19 protein-coding genes, 2 tRNA genes and 1 rRNA gene are annotated in these 20942 nt (G+C 62.3%); 9 read left to right on the top strand and 13 right to left on the bottom strand.

Going from position 1 to position 20942, the window contains the following annotated elements:
- Positions 1 to 4 precede the first annotated feature (4 nt).
- The 4 genes from ACKI1H_RS08205 to tyrS all read right to left on the bottom strand — a co-directional run bounded on the left by ACKI1H_RS08205 (position 5) and on the right by tyrS (position 3531).
- Positions 5 to 80 (bottom strand) — tRNA-Ala (locus ACKI1H_RS08205).
- A gap of 28 nt (positions 81 to 108) precedes the next feature.
- Positions 109 to 185: transfer RNA gene (locus ACKI1H_RS08200), tRNA-Ile, on the bottom strand.
- 64 nt (positions 186 to 249) lie between these two features.
- Positions 250 to 1786, bottom strand: a 16S ribosomal RNA gene (locus ACKI1H_RS08195).
- Positions 1787 to 2331: 545 nt separating this feature from the next.
- On the bottom strand, positions 2332 to 3531 hold the full coding sequence (gene tyrS / locus ACKI1H_RS08190; protein WP_138525640.1) for a tyrosine--tRNA ligase: 1200 nt from the start codon (positions 3529 to 3531) through the stop codon (positions 2332 to 2334).
- Positions 3532 to 3713: 182 nt separating this feature from the next.
- On the opposite strand from tyrS, the gene ACKI1H_RS08185 reads away from it, so the two are divergent.
- Complete coding sequence (locus tag ACKI1H_RS08185; RefSeq protein ID WP_440468129.1) at positions 3714 to 5159, top strand: peptidoglycan DD-metalloendopeptidase family protein; 1446 nt, start codon at positions 3714 to 3716, stop codon at positions 5157 to 5159.
- A gap of 3 nt (positions 5160 to 5162) precedes the next feature.
- On the top strand, positions 5163 to 6254 hold the full coding sequence (locus ACKI1H_RS08180; protein WP_440468128.1) for an anhydro-N-acetylmuramic acid kinase: 1092 nt from the start codon (positions 5163 to 5165) through the stop codon (positions 6252 to 6254).
- 56 nt (positions 6255 to 6310) lie between these two features.
- Here ACKI1H_RS08180 and erpA read toward each other — a convergent pair whose 3' ends face one another.
- The 3 genes from erpA to ACKI1H_RS08165 form a co-directional block, all read right to left on the bottom strand.
- Complete coding sequence (gene erpA / locus ACKI1H_RS08175) at positions 6311 to 6661, bottom strand: iron-sulfur cluster insertion protein ErpA (protein WP_045212604.1); 351 nt, start codon at positions 6659 to 6661, stop codon at positions 6311 to 6313.
- A 135-nt stretch (positions 6662 to 6796) separates the two neighbouring features.
- The gene (gene argC / locus ACKI1H_RS08170) at positions 6797 to 7831 is read right to left on the bottom strand and encodes an N-acetyl-gamma-glutamyl-phosphate reductase (protein ID WP_045212607.1); all 1035 of its coding nucleotides are present in this window, start codon (positions 7829 to 7831) and stop codon (positions 6797 to 6799) included.
- Between the two features lie 89 nt (positions 7832 to 7920).
- A complete protein-coding gene (locus tag ACKI1H_RS08165) occupies positions 7921 to 9288 on the bottom strand; it encodes a chloride channel protein (protein ID WP_440468127.1) in 1368 nt (455 codons plus the stop codon).
- Between the two features lie 157 nt (positions 9289 to 9445).
- Between ACKI1H_RS08165 and hemJ the strand changes: the two genes are divergently transcribed.
- The 4 genes from hemJ to ACKI1H_RS08145 all read left to right on the top strand — a co-directional run bounded on the left by hemJ (position 9446) and on the right by ACKI1H_RS08145 (position 12903).
- A complete protein-coding gene (gene hemJ / locus ACKI1H_RS08160; RefSeq protein ID WP_138525637.1) occupies positions 9446 to 9871 on the top strand; it encodes a protoporphyrinogen oxidase HemJ in 426 nt (141 codons plus the stop codon).
- 19 nt (positions 9872 to 9890) lie between these two features.
- Entirely contained in the window at positions 9891 to 10859 is a 969-nt protein-coding gene (locus tag ACKI1H_RS08155; RefSeq protein ID WP_138525636.1) for an NAD(P)H-dependent flavin oxidoreductase, read from the top strand.
- Positions 10860 to 10964: 105 nt separating this feature from the next.
- Positions 10965 to 12059: a DUF805 domain-containing protein gene (locus ACKI1H_RS08150; protein ID WP_440468126.1), complete on the top strand. Its 1095-nt coding sequence runs from the start codon at positions 10965 to 10967 to the stop codon at positions 12057 to 12059.
- Between the two features lie 55 nt (positions 12060 to 12114).
- A complete protein-coding gene (locus ACKI1H_RS08145; RefSeq protein WP_138525634.1) occupies positions 12115 to 12903 on the top strand; it encodes an SDR family NAD(P)-dependent oxidoreductase in 789 nt (262 codons plus the stop codon).
- Between the two features lie 7 nt (positions 12904 to 12910).
- On the opposite strand, the gene ACKI1H_RS08140 is transcribed toward ACKI1H_RS08145, so the two are convergent.
- Positions 12911 to 14392, bottom strand: coding sequence for an AAA family ATPase (locus ACKI1H_RS08140; protein WP_440468125.1), 1482 nt, complete (start codon positions 14390 to 14392; stop codon positions 12911 to 12913).
- Positions 14393 to 14485: 93 nt separating this feature from the next.
- On the opposite strand from ACKI1H_RS08140, the gene ACKI1H_RS08135 reads away from it, so the two are divergent.
- Both ACKI1H_RS08135 and coq7 read left to right on the top strand, forming a co-directional pair.
- Positions 14486 to 14824 carry a histidine triad nucleotide-binding protein gene (locus ACKI1H_RS08135; RefSeq protein ID WP_440468124.1) on the top strand — a complete coding sequence of 113 codons (339 nt, stop codon included), beginning with the start codon at positions 14486 to 14488 and terminating at the stop codon, positions 14822 to 14824.
- Positions 14825 to 14926: 102 nt separating this feature from the next.
- Complete coding sequence (gene coq7, locus ACKI1H_RS08130; RefSeq protein ID WP_440468123.1) at positions 14927 to 15574, top strand: 2-polyprenyl-3-methyl-6-methoxy-1,4-benzoquinone monooxygenase; 648 nt, start codon at positions 14927 to 14929, stop codon at positions 15572 to 15574.
- A 175-nt stretch (positions 15575 to 15749) separates the two neighbouring features.
- Here the strand turns inward: coq7 and speD are convergent, their stop codons facing one another.
- Together speD and ACKI1H_RS08120 are read right to left on the bottom strand one after the other, a co-directional pair.
- Positions 15750 to 16544, bottom strand: a complete 795-nt coding sequence (gene speD / locus ACKI1H_RS08125) for an adenosylmethionine decarboxylase (protein ID WP_138525630.1) — start codon at positions 16542 to 16544, stop codon at positions 15750 to 15752.
- 226 nt (positions 16545 to 16770) lie between these two features.
- Positions 16771 to 17193 carry an OsmC family protein gene (locus ACKI1H_RS08120; protein ID WP_015475289.1) on the bottom strand — a complete coding sequence of 141 codons (423 nt, stop codon included), beginning with the start codon at positions 17191 to 17193 and terminating at the stop codon, positions 16771 to 16773.
- 374 nt (positions 17194 to 17567) lie between these two features.
- Here ACKI1H_RS08120 and crp point away from each other — a divergent pair, with 374 nt between their 5' ends.
- Positions 17568 to 18215 (top strand): cAMP-activated global transcriptional regulator CRP, encoded by a 648-nt coding sequence (gene crp, locus ACKI1H_RS08115; RefSeq protein WP_024763566.1) that lies wholly within the window; start codon positions 17568 to 17570, stop codon positions 18213 to 18215.
- A 143-nt stretch (positions 18216 to 18358) separates the two neighbouring features.
- Here the strand turns inward: crp and trpC are convergent, their stop codons facing one another.
- From trpC to ACKI1H_RS08100, 3 genes are read right to left on the bottom strand one after another with little or no spacing between them, the layout of a single operon-like run.
- Positions 18359 to 19195, bottom strand: coding sequence for an indole-3-glycerol phosphate synthase TrpC (gene trpC / locus ACKI1H_RS08110; protein ID WP_138525629.1), 837 nt, complete (start codon positions 19193 to 19195; stop codon positions 18359 to 18361).
- Positions 19192 to 20241 carry an anthranilate phosphoribosyltransferase gene (trpD, locus tag ACKI1H_RS08105; RefSeq protein ID WP_138525628.1) on the bottom strand — a complete coding sequence of 350 codons (1050 nt, stop codon included), beginning with the start codon at positions 20239 to 20241 and terminating at the stop codon, positions 19192 to 19194. The genes trpC and trpD overlap by 4 nt, the downstream gene beginning before the upstream one ends.
- Positions 20238 to 20834, bottom strand: a complete 597-nt coding sequence (locus ACKI1H_RS08100) for an aminodeoxychorismate/anthranilate synthase component II (protein WP_440468122.1) — start codon at positions 20832 to 20834, stop codon at positions 20238 to 20240. Before ACKI1H_RS08100 ends, trpD begins: the two co-directional genes overlap by 4 nt.
- Between the last annotated feature and the right edge of the window lie 108 nt (positions 20835 to 20942).

Genomic DNA, 20942 nt, shown 5'->3' with positions numbered 1-20942 from the left:
TTAATGGTGGAGCCAAGGAGGATCGAACTCCTGACCTCCTGCGTGCAAAGCAGGCGCTCTCCCAGCTGAGCTATGGCCCCATTCGGATCAGCAGCACACCACAACAATTGGTGGGTCTGGGCAGATTCGAACTGCCGACCTCACCCTTATCAGGGGTGCGCTCTAACCAACTGAGCTACAGACCCAATCGTCTAACCAGTGAATCAAGCAATTCGTGTGGGAGCTTATGAAGAAGCTGAGATCTTCGATTAAGGAGGTGATCCAGCCGCAGGTTCCCCTACGGCTACCTTGTTACGACTTCACCCCAGTCATGAATCACTCCGTGGTAACCGTCCCCCTTGCGGTTAGACTAGCTACTTCTGGAGCAACCCACTCCCATGGTGTGACGGGCGGTGTGTACAAGGCCCGGGAACGTATTCACCGTGACATTCTGATTCACGATTACTAGCGATTCCGACTTCACGCAGTCGAGTTGCAGACTGCGATCCGGACTACGATCGGTTTTATGGGATTAGCTCCACCTCGCGGCTTGGCAACCCTCTGTACCGACCATTGTAGCACGTGTGTAGCCCTGGCCGTAAGGGCCATGATGACTTGACGTCATCCCCACCTTCCTCCGGTTTGTCACCGGCAGTCTCCTTAGAGTGCCCACCATAACGTGCTGGTAACTAAGGACAAGGGTTGCGCTCGTTACGGGACTTAACCCAACATCTCACGACACGAGCTGACGACAGCCATGCAGCACCTGTGTTCCGATTCCCGAAGGCACCCTCGCATCTCTGCAAGGTTCCGGACATGTCAAGGCCAGGTAAGGTTCTTCGCGTTGCTTCGAATTAAACCACATGCTCCACCGCTTGTGCGGGCCCCCGTCAATTCATTTGAGTTTTAACCTTGCGGCCGTACTCCCCAGGCGGTCGACTTATCGCGTTAGCTGCGCCACTAAGATCTCAAGGATCCCAACGGCTAGTCGACATCGTTTACGGCGTGGACTACCAGGGTATCTAATCCTGTTTGCTCCCCACGCTTTCGCACCTCAGTGTCAGTATCAGTCCAGGTGGTCGCCTTCGCCACTGGTGTTCCTTCCTATATCTACGCATTTCACCGCTACACAGGAAATTCCACCACCCTCTACCGTACTCTAGTCAGGCAGTTATGGATGCAGTTCCCAGGTTGAGCCCGGGGATTTCACATCCATCTTACCAAACCACCTACGCGCGCTTTACGCCCAGTAATTCCGATTAACGCTTGCACCCTTCGTATTACCGCGGCTGCTGGCACGAAGTTAGCCGGTGCTTATTCTGTTGGTAACGTCAAAACAGCAAGGTATTAACTTACTGCCCTTCCTCCCAACTTAAAGTGCTTTACAATCCGAAGACCTTCTTCACACACGCGGCATGGCTGGATCAGGCTTTCGCCCATTGTCCAATATTCCCCACTGCTGCCTCCCGTAGGAGTCTGGACCGTGTCTCAGTTCCAGTGTGACTGATCATCCTCTCAGACCAGTTACGGATCGTCGCCTTGGTAGGCCTTTACCCCACCAACTAGCTAATCCGACCTAGGCTCATCTGATAGCGCAAGGCCCGAAGGTCCCCTGCTTTCTCCCGTAGGACGTATGCGGTATTAGCGTTCCTTTCGAAACGTTGTCCCCCACTACCAGGCAGATTCCTAGGCATTACTCACCCGTCCGCCGCTGAATCCGGGAGCAAGCTCCCATCATCCGCTCGACTTGCATGTGTTAGGCCTGCCGCCAGCGTTCAATCTGAGCCATGATCAAACTCTTCAGTTCAATACTGCTTGGGTTTTGAGAAAACCCTAAACTTGGCTCAGCAATCGCATGCTCTATTTAAAGAGCTAAAACTCTCGAATTCACGAGTGTTACTTGCGTTGCTGATAATCAGTCGATCATCAGTCTTACATCACAAGCACCCACACGAATTGCTTGATTCAACTTGTTAAAGAGCAGTTGGTTAAGGCTTTCGTCTCAACCGAGGCGCGAATTCTACGCTAACCTCATCTTTCGTCAAGCTTTATTTTTCGAAAATTTCTTTTCTACTCAATCGCTTGGGCTTCCGAGAAGTGAAACCTCTCATCAGCGGGAGGCGCATTCTACAGCGATCAAACTCACTGTCAAGCACCTCGGCAACCTTCTTTTCAGCGAGCCACCGAAGCAGCTAGAGAAAAGCGGCAAGTGAATCACCTGCCTGGTCACCACTCTCAATTTCGAATCTCTGTAAGTACTTGATTTTCAAGTTCTTTCAGCGCTTCGTCGCTGGGAGTGGTGCGCATTATAGGGAGTTTAAATTGGCCGTCAACGACTAATTTAAACTTTCTTCACTCTGCAACCAGAGACACACGAGCAAAGGCCTTCTTGCCCGCCTGCAGCACGTGAGTCGAACCAACCGCGAAGACGAAGCTACGATCTACCACTTCGCCGTCCACGCGCACGCCGCCCGAGGACAGCAGGTCGCGAGCAACCGCGGAGTTCTTCACCAGACCTGCCTTATTAAGGACAGCGCCGATTGGCAGATCTTCTGCCGCCGCCACTTCTACTTCCGGCAGGTCTTCTGGCAGCTCACCCTCCTTCAGGCGGTTACCGGCGGACTTGTGCGCCGAAGCAGCAGCCTCTTCGCCATGGAAGCGAGCAACGATCTCTTCGGCCAGCTTGATTTTGATGTCGCGCGGATTGGCGCCTGCCTCGACATCTTTTCGGAAGCCCTCGATCTCTTCCATGGAACGGAAGCTGAGCAGCTCGAAGTAACGCCACATCAAGGTGTCGGGAATGGAGACCAGCTTGCTGTACATGACGCCCGGCGCTTCCTGGATGCCGATGTAGTTCCCCAGGGACTTGGACATCTTCTTCACGCCGTCCAGGCCTTCGAGCAACGGCATGGTCAGAATGCACTGAGGCTCCTGATCGTAAGCACGCTGCAGTTCGCGCCCCATCAGCAGGTTAAACTTCTGGTCAGTACCGCCGAGCTCGACGTCCGCGCGCAGCGCCACCGAGTCATACCCCTGAACGAGCGGATAAAGGAACTCGTGAATGGCGATGGACTGATTGCTGGCATAGCGTTTGCTGAAATCATCGCGTTCCAGCATACGAGCAACGGTGTACTGGGAAGCCAGACGAATGAAATCAGCGGGGGAAAGCTGGTCCATCCAGGTGGAGTTGAAGGCTACTTCGGTCTTCGCGGGGTCGAGAATCTTGAAGACCTGGGCCTTGTACGTCTCGGCGTTGTCGAGAACCTGCTCGCGAGTGAGGGGTGGGCGAGTAACACTTTTACCGCTGGGGTCACCGATCATCCCAGTGAAGTCACCGATCAGGAAGATCACCTGATGGCCCAACTCCTGGAACTGACGCAGCTTATTAATAAGGACGGTATGTCCCAGGTGCAGGTCGGGAGCGGTCGGGTCGAAGCCGGCCTTGATACGCAGGGGCTGACCGCGCTTGAGCTTTTCGATCAGCTCGGCCTCCACGAGAATTTCGTCTGCACCGCGCTGGATCAGCGCCAGCTGCTCTTCGACCGACTTCATTGCAGGTTCCTGTACGTTGCGAATTGCGAAAGGGAACCAACGATACAAGAACAGGCACTAAAAACAAGTTTTGCCCAGCGCCAGAAGACAGGACGTCAGAAGCCCGACATCAGGGTTGCTTCAGAGGGAATTTGGTTATATTTTAGGCAGTTATTTCACATTCCAAAAACACCACTCACGCCATGACGCAATCCGATCAGAAAGCGCCGTACTACCCGAAGAGCCATCTGCTGGCCGCAAGCGGTGTAGCAGCGCTCCTCAGCCTGGCTCTGCTGGTGTTCCCCTCGGCCGAGGTCGAGGCGAAGAAGACCACGCTCAATCTCGAGCTGGAAAGCGGCACCGAGCAGATCCTCCAGGAAAAAGACGATCTTCGACCCAACGCGGTCACGGAAGACGACGGCTCTTCGCCTTTTGCACAGATAGAAGGCCAGCCGGACAACCAGAACAGCGCCGGAAAAGACGCGGAAAAGAAGAACGATCTCGCCGATTCGACCCAGCAAGCCTCCCCCTCCGCTTCCGCAGAACCTGCGTGGAAAAGCGTGACCGTGGGCAAGGGCGACACCCTTTCTACCGTGTTCGCGAAGGCCGGCCTGCCGGCGAACGTCGTGCACGACATGCTTGCCGCCAACAAGGACGCCAAGCAGTTCACCCGTCTTGATATCGGCCAGGACGTGGACTTCCTTCTCGACTCCAAGGGCGAGCTGCAGAGCCTGAAGGTCAAGCGCAACGACCTTGAAACCATCAGCCTGAACAAGTCCGCCAAGGGCTATGACTTCAAGCGCGACCTGGTCAAGCCCTCGGTACATGCGAACTATGCACACGGCCGCGTCGACAGCTCGCTGTTCGTCGCCGGCAAGAATGCGGGGCTGTCCCACGACCTGATCATGTCGATGGCCAATGTCCTCGGATACGACATCGACTTCGCCCAGGATATTCGCGAAGGCGATTCGTTCGACGTGATCTACGAATCCCAGCAGGTGCAGGGCAAGCAGGTTGGCACGGGCAGCATCCTCGCGGTGCGCTTCGTCAACCGCGGCAAGGAATACACTGCGGTGCGCTACACCAGCAAACAGGGCAGCACCAGCTACCTGCGCGCCGATGGCAGCAGCATGCGCAAGGCCTTCATCCGTACTCCGGTGGACTTCGCCCGCATCAGCTCGCGCTTCTCTATCGGGCGTTTCCACCCGATCCTGAACAAGATTCGTGCACACAAGGGCGTCGACTACGCGGCGCCGATCGGCACGCCGATCAAGGCGACCGGCGACGGCAAGATCCTCGAAGCCGGCCGCAAGGGTGGCTACGGCAACGCCGTGGTGATCCAGCACGGCCAGCGCTATCGCACCGTGTACGGCCACATGAGCCGCTTCGCCAAGGGCATCCGCTCCGGCGTGGCAGTGAAGCAGGGCCAGATCATCGGCTACGTCGGCATGACTGGCCTCGCCACCGGCCCGCACCTGCATTACGAATTCCAGGTCAACGGCCAGCATGTCGACCCGCTGAGTGCCAAGTTGCCGACAGCCGATCCGCTGAGCGGCCCGGAGCGCAAGCGCTTCATGGCGCAGGCGCAACCGCTGATCGCGCGCATGGACCAGGAGAAGGCAACCTTCCTGGCCCTGAACAAGCGCTGAGTCATGCCGCTCTATCTGGGGGTGATGTCCGGTACCAGTCTCGACGGGCTGGACATCGCCCTGATCGAGCAAGGCGAGCAGACCACTCTGCTCGCCTCCCATTATCTCCCCATGCCTGCGGCACTGCGTGCCGACCTCCTGGCACTCTGCTCTCCCGGCCCTGACGAAATAGCCCGCTCTGCCCTCGCGGAAAACAGCTGGGTACGCCTGGCCGCACAGGGCATCAATGAACTCCTCGCCCGCGAGAAGCTCAGCGCCAGCGCAATTCGCGCCATTGGCAGCCACGGCCAGACCATTCGCCACGACCCGCACCTGGGCTTCACCGTGCAGATCGGCAACCCGGCACTGCTCGCCGAACTGACCAGCATCGACGTAGTGGCCGACTTCCGCCGCCGCGACGTCGCCGCTGGCGGCCAGGGTGCTCCGTTGGTGCCCGCCTTCCACCGCGCGCTGTTCGACCGAGATGATCGCGAGTGCGCCATCCTCAACGTGGGCGGATTCAGCAACGTCTCCCTGCTTAGCCCTGGCAAGCCGGTTCGCGGGTTCGATTGCGGTCCCGGCAACGTCCTGCTGGATGCCTGGATTCAGGAGCAGCGGGGCGAAGCCTATGACCGTGATGGCGCCTGGGCTGCCAGCGGCAGTATCGATCAGGTACTGCTGCAGAAGATGCTGGCTGATGACTTCTTTGCCGCCAAAGGCCCGAAGAGCACCGGACGCGAGCGCTTCAACCTGAATTGGCTGAACGCCATCCTGGTCAAGCATGGCCCGGTGAAGGGCGAGGATGTACAGGCAACCCTGCTCGAGTTGACCGCACAAAGCATCGCCGGGGCACTATTGGATGCGCAGCCAGGCTGCGAGGAAGTGGTGGTTTGCGGTGGCGGCGCCTTCAACACGACGCTGATGCAGCGGCTGGCCGCGCACATGCCTGGCGCCAGCGTAATCAGCAGCCTCGATCGCGGCGTCCCACCGGAATGGATGGAGGCCATGGCCTTCGCCTGGCTGGCCCATCGTTTCTTCGAACGCCAGCCCGGCAACTGCCCTGAAGTCACCGCCGCCCAAGGGCCGCGTATTCTCGGCGCGCTCTACCCCGCCTGAACCGCCACACAAACAAAAACGCCGCGCAGATGCGCGGCGTTTTTGCTTCTACGGCATCAGATCGAGAAGGACTGGCCGCAGCCGCAGGTGGTCGCTGCGTTCGGGTTCTTGATGACGAACCGCGAACCTTCGAGGCCTTCCTGGTAGTCCACTTCGGCACCGGCGAGGTACTGGAAGCTCATCGGATCGACCACGAGGTTGACGCCGTCGCGCTCGACGATGGTGTCGTCGTCCGCGGTGTCTTCATCGAAGGTGAATCCGTACTGGAAGCCCGAACAGCCACCGCCCGTGACGAACACCCGCAGCTTGAGGCGCGGATTGCCTTCTTCGTCGATCAGGTTCTTCACCTTGTTCGCAGCGCCTTGCGAGAACATCAGCGGAGTGGGGGTGAAGGTTTCGATGGTCATGGTGAAAACTCTCCCGGCCGAAGCCGTACGTTACAACATTGCGGACCATTATCCGCTTACCCCAGAAAAACGGTCAACTAATCCGACTCATCCATTGGTCCAGATCAATCGACCGCCTTCCGGGGCAGTCTTTCCTTACGGCAGCAGCGCGACGTTGGACAGGCCCAGGTGCTCGTCCAGGCCGAACAGAATGTTCATATTCTGGATCGCCTGGCCGGACGCGCCCTTCACCAGGTTGTCGATGACCGACAGGATCACCACCAGGTCGCCGCCCTGCGGACGGTGCACCGCGATGCGGCAGACGTTGGCGCCGCGCACGCTGCGGGTTTCCGGATGGCTGCCGGCTGGCATCACGTCGACGAACGGTTCGTTGGCGTAGCGCTCTTCATACAGCTTCTGCAGGTCGACGCCACGGTCCGCGACGCGTGCGTAGAGGGTGGCGTGGATGCCACGGATCATCGGGGTCAAGTGCGGCACGAAGGTCAGGCCGACATCACCCTTGGCCGCACGACGCAGGCCCTGGCTGATTTCCGGCAGGTGACGGTGACCTTTCACCGAGTAGGCCATCATGCTCTCGCCGGCCTCGCAGAACAGCGAACCGACCTTGGCACCGCGGCCGGCACCGCTGACGCCGGACTTGCAGTCGGCGATCAGCTGGCTGGCATCGGCCAGGCCGTTCTCCAGCAGTGGGATGAAGCCGAGCTGGGTGGCCGTCGGGTAGCAACCGGGAACGGCGATCAGGCGCGCGGACTTGATGGCCTCGCGGTTAACTTCCGGCAGGCCGTAGACCGCTTCGGGCAGCAGTTCCGGCGCGCCGTGGGGCTGGCCATACCACTTGGCCCACTCTTCGGCATCCTGCAGGCGGAAGTCCGCGGACAGGTCGATTACTCGGGTACCGGTCGCCAGCAGTTCGCCGGCCAGTGCGTGGGCCACGCCGTGGGGAGTGGCGAAGAACACCACGTCGCACTCGCCCAGACGCTTCACGTCCGGCACGCTGAAAGCCAGGCCGTCGTAGTGGCCTCGCAGGTTCGGGTACATGTCGGCGACTTTCACGCCCTCTTCGGAACGCGAGGTAATCACCTCGACGCGAGCCTGGGGATGCTGTGCCAGCAGGCGCAGCAGTTCCACGCCCGTATAACCCGTACCGCCTACGATACCGACCTTGATCATCTGCCTGTCACTCCACCTATGGGGCCAAATTCAGGGGCAGCCATGATATGAGCCGCTGCCCCCGCTGAACAGAGCGAATGCACGCCGGTTTAAGAGCCTTTGGTCGGAGCCAGGGTTTCCTGCATCTGACGAGCGAGCGCGTGATAGATCGGCAGCGGGTTCAGGCGCGCCGACACGCCACTGGCCAGCAGTGTGGCGGCAAGGATCGGGATCAGCATGTCCGGGCTGTGGGACATTTCCACGGTGATCACCGTAGCGGTAAGCGGCGTGCGCGTGACCCCGGCGAGGTAGGCTGACATCCCCAGCAGCGCCACTGCTGGCAGGCTTGCACCCGGGATCAGCGGTGCCAGCCAGGGAGCCAGGCTGGCACCGACGGTGAGCGAGGGCGAGAACAGCCCGCCCGGGATGCCGGCGATGAAGGAAATCACGTTGGCGAGGAACTTCCACAGGAGGAAGTCATGTCCCACCACTGGCTGCCCTTCGAGGATGGAACGGGTTTCGGCATACCCGGTACCGAACACATGCTGCCCGGACAGAAAGCCAAGCAGCGCCAGTACCAGCCCGCAGGCCGCGGCGAAGCGGATCGGCCAGCGCCCGCGCCAGCGGCTGATGAAACTGAGCGGGCCGCGCTGGGTCGGCAGCACCAGCCGGCAGTAAAGCCCGCCGAGCAAACCGCCAATCACCCCGCAGGCGACTACGGCGATCCAAGCCGGCCCCAGCGGCATGCTTTCCGAGAGGCGGCCGAAGTAGCTGTAGCTGCCCATCAGACCGAGCGTGACCATGCCGCCGAGCAGCACAGCAGTGAGCACCAGCCCGCTGAAGCGCTGCTCGAAGGTGCGGCTCAGTTCTTCGATGGCGAACACCACCCCGCCCAGCGGCGTATTGAAGGCGGCCGCAATGCCCGCCGCCCCACCGGCGATGATCAGGCCGGACACCGTGCGCTTGTCATAGAGCCCCAGGCGACGGCCGAATGAATACATCAGCGCCGCACCGATGTGCACCGTAGGGCCCTCACGCCCCGCCGAGGCACCAGCCAACAACGCGAGCAAGGTCAACAGCAGCTTGCCCACAGCGATTCGCACCGACAGCAATGCATTGCGTGTGCGGCTACTGCGCTGGTCCAACGCCACGATGACTTGTGGAATACCGCTACCGCGGGTGTTCTTCAGCGCCCCCTGGGTCATCCATACCAGCCCGGCAAAACCCAGCGGGCAGATCAGCCAGGGCCACCACTGACTGTGCGCGACCACACCACGGAAAGTCGCACTGGCCAGATCCGCCAGATGAGCAAAAGCCAGCGCCACCAGGCCGACCAACAAGGCCCCGAGCCAGAACGCCAGGGTTCGGCGCCAGCGCCGCAACAGCGGATGCCGAAGCAAGGGGCGCTTGGCGGCCGGACGTTGCACAGCCTCGGCAAGCGGCTCGATGGAGTGCTCTGGCGATGGGGATTCGGACATGGGCAATGAGCCGGGCATCTACCGGATGCCAAGCGGCACACGCGGCAACGCACCACGCATGGGAAGGTCGATGACGCTCCTAGTGTAATAGAACCAGGGATGACGCCATTGCACGGCGCCACTACTATCGGCTCTACCGTGATCCGAGGAAGTCCTGATGCTTTACCTGTGGTTGAAAGCCTTTCACATCATTGCCGTGGTCTGCTGGTTTGCCGGCCTCTTCTATCTGCCACGCCTGTTCGTCTACCACGCCATGAGCGAGGACGCCGCCAGCCGCGAGCGCTTCTGCACCATGGAGCGCAAGCTGTACCGCGGCATCATGGGCCCGTCGATGATCCTCACCCTCGTCCTCGGCGCCTGGATGCTCTACCTCAACCCGGCCTGGCTAACCCAGGGCTGGATGCACGCCAAGCTGACCCTGGTGGTCCTGCTGATCGGCTACCACCACGCCTGTGGCGCCATGCTCAAGCGCTTCGCCCGTGGCGAGAAAGGCCGCAGCCACGTGTTCTACCGCTGGTTCAACGAAGTGCCGGTGCTGTTCCTAATCGCCATCGTGATCCTGGTGGTCGTCAAACCTTTCTGACCCCGACAAGGAGACTGTCATGTCCCTGCCCGCCCTGCTCGACCGCCGCCTGCGCATTCCCCTGGTGGCGGCACCGATGTTCCTGGTCTCCAACCCGCAACTGGTGCTGGCCTGCTGCAAGAGCGGCATCGTCGGCAGCTTCCCCGCGCTGAACCAGCGCGAGAGCAGCGGCTTCAAGGCCTGGCTGGAAGAGATAGAGGCCGGGCTGGCCGCCGACCCGCAGGCCGCACCCTATGCGGTGAACCTGATCGTCCACAACACCAACCCGCGCCTGCAGGAAGACCTGAAGCTCTGCGTCGAGCACAAGGTACCCATCGTCATCACCAGCCTGGGCGCAGTGCGCGAGGTGGTGGATGCGGTGCACAGCTATGGTGGCCTGGTGTTCCATGACGTCACCACCCGCCGCCATGCCGAGAAGGCCGCCGAGGCCGGTGTCGATGGCCTGATCGCCGTGGCCGCAGGCGCCGGTGGCCATGCCGGTACCTGGAGTCCCTTCGCGCTGGTCGCCGAGATCCGCCAGTTCTTCGACAAGACCCTGCTGCTGGCCGGCTGCATCAACCACGGCCACGAGATCCTCGCCGCCCAGGTGCTGGGCGCCGACCTCGCCTACCTCGGCACTCGCTTCATCGCGACCCGCGAGAGCGCCGCCACCGAGGCCTACAAGCACATGCTGCTGGACGCCCGTGCCGCCGATATCATCCACACCCCCGCCGTCTCCGGCGTACCCGCCAGCTTCATGCGCCAGAGCCTCGAGGCCGCCGGTTTCGACATGCAACGGCTGAACGACAAGGGTGCGCTCAACTATGGCGAGAAGCTAAAGCCGGTGAGCGACGAGGCCAAGGCCTGGAAGACCGTGTGGTCCGCCGGCCAGGGTGTCGGCGACATCCGCGACCTGCCGGCGGTGGGCGAGCTGATTGCCCGGCTCGACCACGAGTACCGCCAGGCCCTGACCCGCAGCGCCGGCCTGTCCAACCAGCTGCTGGTCTGAGCTTCGGCACCACTCGCGATATATCCGTCGGGGCCGCTTGTTGGCCTCCGGCGGCCCGATTACGCTGTAGCGATTCCAACATAGCCAGAAGACAAGGATGCCCCGATGGATCAATCCCGCTTCAAGATCGTGTTCGACGGCGCACTGATGCCGCAGACGCCACTGGAAACCGCCAAGGAAAACCTCGCCCGCCTGTTCAAGAGCGATGCGTCGAAGATCGAAGCGCTGTTCAGCGGCCAGCCGGTCGTGCTCAAGCGCGACCTCTCCGGCGATGAAGCCGACAAGTACCTGCGCGCCCTCCATGGCGCTGGCGCCAACGCCCGCAAGGAAGCCGAAGGCGTTGCCGGTTTCAGCCTGGTGGAGACCGATGACCACCCCAGCGAAGCGACCCTGGCAGCCCGCGCCGCCGGCGAAAGCGCCAGCAACGAGCAGATGACCTGCCCCAAGTGCGGGCATGAGCAGGCCAGCGCCATCGAATGCAGCGCCTGCGGCATCGTCATCGAGAAGTACCTGGCACGCCAGGCCGAATTGGCCAGCGCCGCTCCGGCCGTAGCAGCAGCCCCCGCTGCAGCCTCCTCCCCTTACGCTCCGCCGCAGGCGAAGGTCGGCGAAGACCTGCCGGAATTCGGCGAACTCAAGGTTCGCAGCCTGTCCGGTCGGATCGGTCGCGTGCGCTACCTCGGCTGGTCCGCCGCCCTGTCCTTCATCGTCTTCGGCGCCTACCTGGTCGCCAGCCTGCTGATGGCCGTGTCGCTGCCCCTGGGCGTGGCTGCCATCGCCGCAGTGGTCATCGCCGCCATGGTCTTCAGCGTGCCCATCGGCGTGCAGCGCCTGCATGACCTGGGATGGTCCGGCTGGCTCTGGCTCGCCCTGCTGGTGCCCTTCGTCAACGTAGTCCTCAGCCTGCTGATGCTGTTCATGCCCGGCGAGCAGACGGCCAACCGCTTCGGCCCGCCGCCGCCACCCAACAGCACCGGCGTCAAGGTCCTGGCCTTCTCCTGGCTACTGTTCCCGGTGTTTGGCGGTATCCTCGCCGCCATCGCGATCCCGGCCTACCAGAGCTACGTCGAACGTGCCCAGGCCGCGCAGGCCTCGCAGTATCAGCAAGGCGACGAAGCTGCCGATCCGGCAGCCACCGCGGAGCCTTCCGACGGCGACTTCAGCAGCGGCGACACCGAAGGCGGCGACTCGGATCAGTAATGCAACAACCCGTGGCGGGCGTGGTCGAACGCCACCCCGTCACAGAGACTCCTGAATGCCTCGTTTTGCCCTCATCACCGGCGCTTCCAGCGGAATCGGCCTGGCCCTGGCCGAAGCCCTCGCCCGCCGTGGCCAGGCACTGATCCTGGTGGCGCGCCAGCGCGATGCGCTGGACAGCGCCGCCTGCGAGTTGTCTCAGCGTTTCGGGGTGGAGGTGCTGTTCCGCGTCTGCGACCTGTCCGAACCGCTGCAGATCTCCGGCCTGCTGCACGAGCTGGAACAGAGCGGGCGGCAGATCGAGCTGCTGGTGAACAATGCCGGCGTCGGCACCTCCGGCGCCTTCATCGACCAGGACTGGTCCCGCGAACAGGAACTGCTGGAGCTCAACGTCCTGGCCCTGGCGCGCCTGTGCCACGGCATCGGAGCGATGATGGAGCGCACGGGCGGCGGGCGGATTCTCAACGTCGCCTCCATGGCCAGCCTGCTGCCCGGCCCCTGGATGAGCAGCTACTACGCCAGCAAAGCGTTCGTGCTGCATTTCTCCGAAGGTTTGCGCGAGGAGCTCAAAGGCCGTGGCATCAAGGTCTCGGTGCTGTGCCCGGGGCCTACCCGTACGGCCTTCTACCGCAACGCCGACATGCGCCTGGGCAAGCTCGACGATGGCAAGCGCGTCATGACTCCCGAGGAAGTCGCCTTCCTGGCGGTGAAAGCGCTGCGCCGCGCGCCCGCGATGATCATCCCCGGTTGGCGCAACCGCCTGTTCGCCTGCGGCGTGCGTCTGCTGCCGCGCTGGGTCATGCGCAAGCTGGCCGGACGCATCAACCGCCTGGCGCTGGCCAGCTGATCCCGGCTCAGTCTGCGCGCACGGTACGGCCGTCGGCCCACTGGCGCAGCGCGGCCAGCTCTTCCGCCATGACCACCGACAACGGCGCGGTGCGGCGGATTTCCTCCAGCAGCAGCGTCTGATCCACGGCCTTCTGTCGCGCCTGCGCTGCGTAGAAGGCGCCAACCACCGCCTGCTCGATCTCGGCGCCAGAGAATCCGTCGGCGGCTTCGGCCAGTTCCCCCAGTTCGAACTGCGCCACCTCCAGTTCACGGCGCACGAGGTGGATGCGGAAGATGTCCATCCGCACGGCGTGGTCCGGCAGATCGACGAAGAACAGCTCGTCGAAGCGCCCCTTGCGCACCAGCTCCGGCGGCAGGCGATCGATGGCGTTGGCGGTCGCCACCATGAACACCGACGCCTTGCGCTCGGCCATCCAGGTCAGCAGGGTCGCCAGCAACCGCTGGCTGACGCCGTTGTCCTGATCCCCCGTGGCCACGCCCTTCTCGATCTCGTCGGCCCAGAGCACGCAGGGCGCCATGCTGCCCGCAAGGCGCAACGCCTCACGCAGGTTGCGCTCGGTTTCGCCGAAGTACTTGTTGTAGAGGCTGCCGAAGTCCAGGCGCAGCAGTGGCAGCCCCCAGAGGCCGGAGATCGCCTTGGCCGCCAGGCTCTTGCCACCACCTTGAACTCCGACCAGCAGCACGCCCTTGGGCAGGTCCTTGTCCTTGCCCTCGGTGAAGGCGCTCTGGCGCTCGCCCAGCCAGCGCTTGAGGCTGGCCAGACCGCCGACTTCGGCGAAGCGCGCGGTATCGTGCTCGAAGCTGAGCACGCCATCGAGGTTGAGCAGCTCGAACTTGGTGCGGTTGAGCTCCGGCAGGTCTTCCTGGGTGATAGCCCCGTCATTGCAGATGACGCTACGCGCCAGCAATCGGGCCTCGCCGTGGGTCAGCCCACGCAGGTTCTTCACCACCTGGCGCAGCGTCCGGTTGTCCGTGCGCACCCGCGCTCCCTTGTTGCGTTCACTCCAGCGGCTCGCTTCTTCACGGACCAACCCCACCAGCTCATCCTCGGAGGGCAGCGACAGGGCAAAGCGCGCGGCGAAGCGCTGAACTTCGGCGGGCAACTTCAGGGCGTGGGAAACCAGCACCACCGTGGGGCGGAAATTGCCCTCGGCCATGGCGATCTCCTTGAGCAGACGCACGGCGCGCGGGTTATCCACCAGATACGGATGCAGATCGCAGAGCACATAGAGGTTCGGCTGCGGGTCGGCCTTGATCAGACGCAGGGCGTTCTCTGCTTCGCGGCTGTCGCCCTCTCCCTGGGGTTCGCCACCAAAACCAAGACGCTGCAAGCCTTCGGTCGCCGACCACAGCTGCAGGTTGAGCCCTCGGCGTACCGCCAGGCCGGTCAGGGTCTCCAGCACCCGCGGTTCATCCCAGGACTCGATAACGATCAGCTTGACCCTGGAATCGAGCACCAGGCCCAGATCATGGATATCGTTCTGCACGCTTGCTCCTTGCGTTGGCCGGCCCGGAACTGGGCGCGGCGGTCGACGACCGCTAAACTCCTGCTCCTGACCACACCGCTGGAGGAGCATTTCGTGGACTGTCTGTTCTGCAAGATCGTCGCCGGGGAGATTCCCGCGCGCAAGCTCTATGAAGATGACCAGGTCATCGCATTCCACGACATCGGCCCACAGGCGCCCGTGCATTTCCTGGTGATCCCCAAGCAACACATCTCGACCCTCAACGACCTGACCGAGGCGGACAAGCCGCTGGCCGGGCACATCCTCTTCACCGCCCAGCGGCTGGCGAAGGAACAGGGCTGCGACGAGGGCTTCCGCGTGGTGATGAACTGCAACGACCTGGGCGGCCAGACCGTGCACCACATCCACATGCACGTGCTGGGTCAGCGCCAGCTGCACTGGCCGCCGGGCTGATCTTCGGCTGATCGAGCAGAAGAAGCTGCGCGCACCTCGGCAAGACCTGTCATCCGCCATCCGGTAAACTGCCGGGCGAATGTTCCTACTCGGAGGTGCGCCATGTCCGCCGACCGTCACTACTCCCCCGCCGACCGCTTCCTGCTGCAGGCCGATGCCGCCCTGCGCACCCTGCTGCCCTTCAGCGGTCATCCGGGCCGCCCGTCCCCCGCCATCGTCCAGCCCGACGCCGAGCTCAGCGACACCGATGCCCGACACGTGGCCGGCCTGATGCGCATCAACCACACCGGCGAGGTCTGCGCCCAGGCGCTGTACCAGGGCCAGGCGCTGACCGCCAAGCTGCCGAAGGTGCGCAAGGCCATGGAAGAAGCGGCCGATGAAGAAGTCGATCACCTCGCCTGGTGTGAACAGCGCATCCGCGAGCTGGGCAGCCGTCCGAGCGTGCTCAATCCGATCTTCTACGGCCTGTCCTTCGGTGTCGGCGCTGCCGCCGGGCTGATCAGCGACCGCGTCAGCCTGGGCTTCGTCGCGGCCACCGAGGATCAGGTGTGCAAGCACCTGGACGAGCACCTGGCGGAAATCCCCGTCGAGGACCAGAAATCCCGCGCCATTCTCGAACAGATGCGCGAGGACGAGGAACACCACGCCACCAGCGCCATCGAGGCCGGCGGCCTGCGCTTCCCGGCGCCGGTGAAGTTCGGCATGACGCTGCTGTCCAAGGTGATGACCAAGTCCACCTACCGGATCTGATCCGACCGACAAAAAAAGGGGCACCCAGTGGGCGCCCCTTTTTCGTTTCTACTATCGAGCGTTACGAGCGCAGAAGAGACAAGGCGAAAAGTCGGGATGAAAGCGGAGTTTGCTGCAGCAAATGAGCATTTCAGCCCGGCTTTTCAACGCCGTATCTCCCAGCGCAGTAGCTCGATCAGCGCGGCATGTTGCGCGCGTAGAATATTTCCAGCATCTCGTGCCGCACACGCTCTTCCACCTGCTTGCGCTGCTCGGGCGACAGGTTGCGGGTCGCATCGCCGAACAGGTAATTGTCCAGGTCGAACTCCTTGAGCAGCATCTTGGTGTGGAACAGGTTCTCCTGGTACACGTTCACGTCGGTCATCTGATAGGCCTCGTACGTGTCGTCGGAGAGATAGTTCTGGATCGAGTTGATCTCGTGGTCGATGAAGTGCTTCTTGCCTTCCACATCACGAGTGAAGCCGCGCACGCGGTAATCCACGGTAACGATGTCCGAGTCGAACTGGTGGATGAGGTAGTTGAGCGCCTTGAGCGGCGAGATGACACCGCAGGTCGACACATCGATGTCCACCCGGAAGGTCGCAATGCCTTCCACCGGATGAATCTCCGGGTAGGTGTGTACGGTGATATGGCTCTTGTCGAGGTGCGCCAGGATGGTTTCCGGCAGCGGCCCGGGGGATTCCTCGATCTGGCTGTCGGTCGGGGTGACCGGCTGCTCGGAGATCAGGATGGTCACGCTGGCGCCTTGCGGATCGTAATCCTGACGGGCGATGTTCAGGATGTTTGCGCCAATGATGTCGACAACATCGGTGAGGATCTGCGTGAGGCGTTCGGCATCGTACTCTTCATCGATGTACTGAACGTAAGCCTGCTGGTCTTCAGGCGTCTCGGCATAGCAGATGTCATAGATGTTGAAGCTCAAGGTCTTCGTCAGGTTGTTGAACCCGTGGAGCTTGAGTTTGCTTTTCACCGTGGGGGAACTCTCATCAAATGCGGCTCTGCCGCGTGGTTGAGCATGCCCGTCAGATGCGTACGGCGGCACCTGCGTAGGACGGTTTACACCTCTTCGCGATGGCGATTGTGGTTGCTTGGTTTCGAGCCGGATGGCCCTGAAAAAAGGTGGCGCATTATGCAGAGGTCAAGCGACCTCTGCCAGAGTTTGCGCGCCCCTGATGATGAAAGGATGACGCGGCTTGTCAGCCCAGTTCCACGATCTCGTAGTCGTGGGTAATCTCGACGCCGGCGCGCCCGAGCATGATCGAGGCGGAGCAGTATTTCTCGGCCGACAGTTCAACGGCGCGCTTGACCTGCGCTTCCTTCAGCCCACGGCCCTTGACCACGAAATGCACGTGGATCTTGGTGAACACCTTCGGATCTTCATCGGCGCGCTCGGCTTCGAGGAAGGCCTCGCAGCTTTCCACCGGCTGGCGGCCCTTCTTCAGGATGCTGACCACATCGAAGTTGGTGCAGCCGCCCAGGCCGAGCAGGAGCATCTCCATCGGACGCACACCGAGGTTGCGGCCACCGGCATCTGGCGGGCCATCCATCACCACGACGTGGCCGCTGCCGGATTCGCCGAGGAACATCGCCTCGCCCGCCCACTGGATTCGCGCTTTCATTGCAAGGAACTCCGCCGGAAAAAAGGGGCAACAGCTTATCACAGGCCCCTAGCACGCCCAGTGGGAGCGATGGCTGTTACCCAGGTCTCATTTCCACACGGCGAGTATGCATTTATCACTTAAGCTGGCGCCGGTTTACTGGCACACTCTCAGAAATTGCCCGCACGAATGTTCCAGCTTTCCGATTGTTGGTAACACGTCGTCTGTTAAGCTCTTGCGGATTTACGTACGCGCAAGAATGCTCAGCAAGGCAATCTGCCGCCCTGCGGATCGAGGGGGATCGAGCCAGGGACGCACGGCACTACAGCTGAACATAAAAAATCATTAGCGCCTGTTGTGCAAAGGCCACTTTTTCTACTTTCCGGGACTCGGGCATGGTAGCTATTACCCTCACACCCAAAATCAAGAACCTCGACAAGCTGCTCGCGCACTGTCATCGCCGCCGCTTCACCGCCAAGAGCACCATCATCTACGCCGGTGACCGCTGCGAGAGCCTGTTCTTCATCATCAAGGGGTCGGTCACCGTCCTGATCGAGGATGACGACGGCCGCGAGATGATCATCGGGTATCTCAACACTGGCGACTTCTTCGGGGAAATGGGGCTCTTCGAGAAGGAAGGCAGCACCGGCCAGGAGCGTAGTGCCTGGATCCGCGCCAAGACCGAATGCGAAGTCGCCGAGATCAGCTACGCGAAGTTCCGCGAACTGAGCCAGCAGGACCCGGAGATTCTCTTCACCCTGGGCAGCCAGATGGCGGATCGCCTGCGCAAGACCACGCGCAAAGTCGGCGACCTGGCCTTCCTCGACGTCACCGGTCGCGTCGCGCGCACCCTGTTGGACCTGTGCCAGCAGCCGGATGCCATGACCCACCCGGACGGCATGCAGATCAAGATCACCCGCCAGGAAATCGGCCGTATCGTCGGCTGCTCCCGCGAGATGGTCGGCCGCGTGCTCAAGAGCCTGGAAGAACAGGGCCTGGTGCACGTGAAAGGCAAGACCATGGTGGTTTTCGGCACCCGCTGAAGGAACACCAGAAAGCAAAAAAGCCGGCAATCGCCGGCTTTTTTGTTTTCTGATCCTGTAGGAGCGAGCTTGCTCGCGAACCCTTTCCGGTCACTACGGCATCTGGGTAGTTCGCGAGCAAGCTCGCTCCTGCATAAGGGCCGTCAGTCCGGATCGGCGCCCAGCTTGACCTTGCTGCGCTCGGGGAAGAACAGGCGCTTGAGTTCGGTGCCCGGCTCGTCGGCACGCATGAAGGCTTCACCGACCAGGAAGCCGAACACGTCGCTGACTTCCATCAGCTCGACATCAGCGCGGTTGAGGATGCCGCTCTCGGTGATCACCATGCGCTCGCGCGGGATTTCCGGCAGCAGGTCCAGGGTGGTCTCCAGGCTCACCTCGAAGGTGTGCAGGTTGCGGTTGTTGATGCCGACCAGTGGGGTGTCCAGGGTCTTCAGTGCACGCTCCAGCTCAGGGGCGTCATGCACTTCCACCAGCACGTCGAGGCCAACATCCTTGGCCACCGAGGCCAGCTCGGCCATGCGCACGTCATCCAGTGCCGAGACAATCAGCAGGATGCAGTCGGCGCCGATGGCACGGGCTTCCACCACCTGGTAGGGGTCGATCATGAAATCCTTGCGGATCACCGGCAGCTTGCAGGCCGCGCGGGCTTCCTTCAGGTAGGCATCACTGCCGAGGAAGAAGTCGATGTCGGTCAGCACCGAGAGGCAGGCGGCACCGCCCTCTTCGTAGCTGCGAGCGATGTCGGCGGGATCGAAGTTCTCGCGCAGGATGCCCTTGCTCGGGGAAGCCTTCTTCACCTCGGCGATCACTGCCGGCTCGCGGCGCTTGGCGCGCTCCAGCAGAGCATCGGCGAAACCACGCGGGGCATCCGCCGCACGCGCCAGCTGCTCAACTTCTGCGAAGCTGACACGGGCTCGGCGTTCGGCGACTTCTTCGGCCTTGCGGGCCAGGATCTTCTGCAGAACCGTCGGCACACTCACTGTGCGTTCTCCTCTCGGTAAACGGCGGTGAAGGCCGCCAGCTCTTCCATCTTCTCCCGCGCCAGCCCCGTGTGCAGGGCGTCGTGGGCCAATTGCATGCCTTCGTGCAGGCTGGTGGCGAGGTCGGCCGCATAGAGCGCGGCGCCAGCGTTGAGCACAATCAGTTCGGCGGCCTTCTGCCCGGCCTCGGTCTTGCGCCGGCCGAGGGCGTCACGGATCAGTTCCAGCGACTGCTGCGGGCTGTCCACGGTCAGGCCGATCAGGCTCTGGCTCTTGATGCCGAAGTCCTCCGGCTGCACTTCGTATTCGGTGACCACGCCGTCTTTCAGCTCGGCGACATGGGTCGGCGCGGCGAGGCTGAACTCGTCCAGGCCATCGCGCGAATGCACCACCAGGATGTGCTCGCTGCCCAGGCGCTTGAGCACCTCGGCCAGCGGACGGCACAGCGCCTGGCTGAACACGCCGACCACCTGGTGCTTTACGCCAGCCGGGTTGGTCAGCGGACCGAGCATGTTGAACAGGGTACGCAGGCCCAGCTCGCGGCGCGGCGCGGCGGCGTGCTTCATGGCCTTGTGGTGGACCTGGGCGAACATGAAGCCGACACCGACGGTCTCGATGCAGCGCTTCACCTGGACCGGCTTGAGGTCCAGGTAGATGCCGGCGGCTTCCAGCAGGTCGGCGCTGCCGCTCTTGCCGGAGACTGCACGGTTACCGTGCTTGGCGACCTTGCCGCCCGCTGCGGCGACCACGAAGGCCGCCGCCGAGGACACGTTGAAGATGTTCGCGCCGTCGCCACCGGTGCCGACGACATCGACCACGTGCTTCAGGCTGTCCAGCTCGACCTGGTCGGCCAGCTCACGCATCACAGCCACGGCACCGACGATCTCGTCGATGGTCTCGCTCTTCATGCGCATGCCCATGAGGAAGGCGCCGATCTGCGCGTCGGTGCACTGCCCGGTCATGATCTCGCGCATGACGTCCTGCATTTCCTCGGTGGTCAGGTCCAGCTGGTTGACCACGCGGTTGAGGGCTTCCTTGATGTTCATGCGCGCACCCCGCCGGTCTGCTTGAGGAAGTTGGCCAGCATCTCGTGGCCCTGCTCGGAAAGGATCGACTCGGGGTGGAACTGCACGCCCTCGACGTTCAGCGTCTTGTGGCGCAGGCCCATGATCTCGTCGACCGAGCCGTCTTCCAGCGCCGTCCAGGCGGTCATTTCCAGGCAATCGGGCAGCGTCTCGCGCTTCACGACCAGGGAGTGGTAACGAGTCTGGGTCAGCGGGTTGTTCAGGCCGGCGAATACGCCCAGGTCCTTGTGGAACACCGGGCTTACCTTGCCATGCATGACCTGGCGCGCCCGCACCACGTCGCCGCCGAAGGCCTGGCCGATGGATTGATGGCCCAGGCACACGCCCAGCAACGGCAGCTTGCCGGCGAAGCGCTCGATGACTTCCAGGGAAACGCCCGCCTCGTTCGGCGTGCACGGGCCGGGAGACAGGACGATGCGTTCGGGGTTGAGCGCAGCGATCTCGTCGACGCTCAGTTCGTCATTGCGAATGACGTGGATGTCGGCCTTCAACTCGGCGAAGTACTGCACCAGGTTGTAGGTGAAGGAATCGTAGTTATCGATCATCAGCAGCATTTTTGCTCTAACCTATTGATTCTTAAAGCTTTCGCTGTGGTCCGTCTTTACTGATACCCGTTTAAGTACCCGCTATTTTTTCGGCTGGGCTTGGCGGTGCAGGACGGC

The sequence above is a fragment of the Pseudomonas sp. YH-1 genome, from assembly GCF_051990045.1.
GTDB classification, from domain to species: Bacteria; Pseudomonadota; Gammaproteobacteria; order Pseudomonadales; family Pseudomonadaceae; genus Pseudomonas; species Pseudomonas nicosulfuronedens.
The sequence above is the reverse complement of the archived record's forward strand: the minus strand, read 5'-3'. Positions and strand labels throughout refer to the sequence as shown.

Bases quoted from the DNA above. Each gene is read 5' to 3' on its own strand.
- tyrS (WP_138525640.1), bottom strand. From the start codon at position 3,531: ATGAAGTCGGTCGAAGAGCAGCTGGCGCTGATCCAGCGCGGTGCAGAC.
- ACKI1H_RS08185 (WP_440468129.1), top strand. From the start codon at position 3,714: ATGACGCAATCCGATCAGAAAGCGCCGTACTACCCGAAGAGCCATCTG.
- ACKI1H_RS08180 (WP_440468128.1), top strand. From the start codon at position 5,163: ATGCCGCTCTATCTGGGGGTGATGTCCGGTACCAGTCTCGACGGGCTG.
- erpA (WP_045212604.1), bottom strand. From the start codon at position 6,661: ATGACCATCGAAACCTTCACCCCCACTCCGCTGATGTTCTCGCAAGGC.
- argC (WP_045212607.1), bottom strand. From the start codon at position 7,831: ATGATCAAGGTCGGTATCGTAGGCGGTACGGGTTATACGGGCGTGGAA.
- ACKI1H_RS08165 (WP_440468127.1), bottom strand. From the start codon at position 9,288: ATGTCCGAATCCCCATCGCCAGAGCACTCCATCGAGCCGCTTGCCGAG.
- hemJ (WP_138525637.1), top strand. From the start codon at position 9,446: ATGCTTTACCTGTGGTTGAAAGCCTTTCACATCATTGCCGTGGTCTGC.
- ACKI1H_RS08155 (WP_138525636.1), top strand. From the start codon at position 9,891: ATGTCCCTGCCCGCCCTGCTCGACCGCCGCCTGCGCATTCCCCTGGTG.
- ACKI1H_RS08150 (WP_440468126.1), top strand. From the start codon at position 10,965: ATGGATCAATCCCGCTTCAAGATCGTGTTCGACGGCGCACTGATGCCG.
- ACKI1H_RS08145 (WP_138525634.1), top strand. From the start codon at position 12,115: ATGCCTCGTTTTGCCCTCATCACCGGCGCTTCCAGCGGAATCGGCCTG.
- coq7 (WP_440468123.1), top strand. From the start codon at position 14,927: ATGTCCGCCGACCGTCACTACTCCCCCGCCGACCGCTTCCTGCTGCAG.
- ACKI1H_RS08120 (WP_015475289.1), bottom strand. From the start codon at position 17,193: ATGAAAGCGCGAATCCAGTGGGCGGGCGAGGCGATGTTCCTCGGCGAA.
- crp (WP_024763566.1), top strand. From the start codon at position 17,568: ATGGTAGCTATTACCCTCACACCCAAAATCAAGAACCTCGACAAGCTG.
- trpD (WP_138525628.1), bottom strand. From the start codon at position 20,241: ATGAACATCAAGGAAGCCCTCAACCGCGTGGTCAACCAGCTGGACCTG.
- ACKI1H_RS08100 (WP_440468122.1), bottom strand. From the start codon at position 20,834: ATGCTGCTGATGATCGATAACTACGATTCCTTCACCTACAACCTGGTG.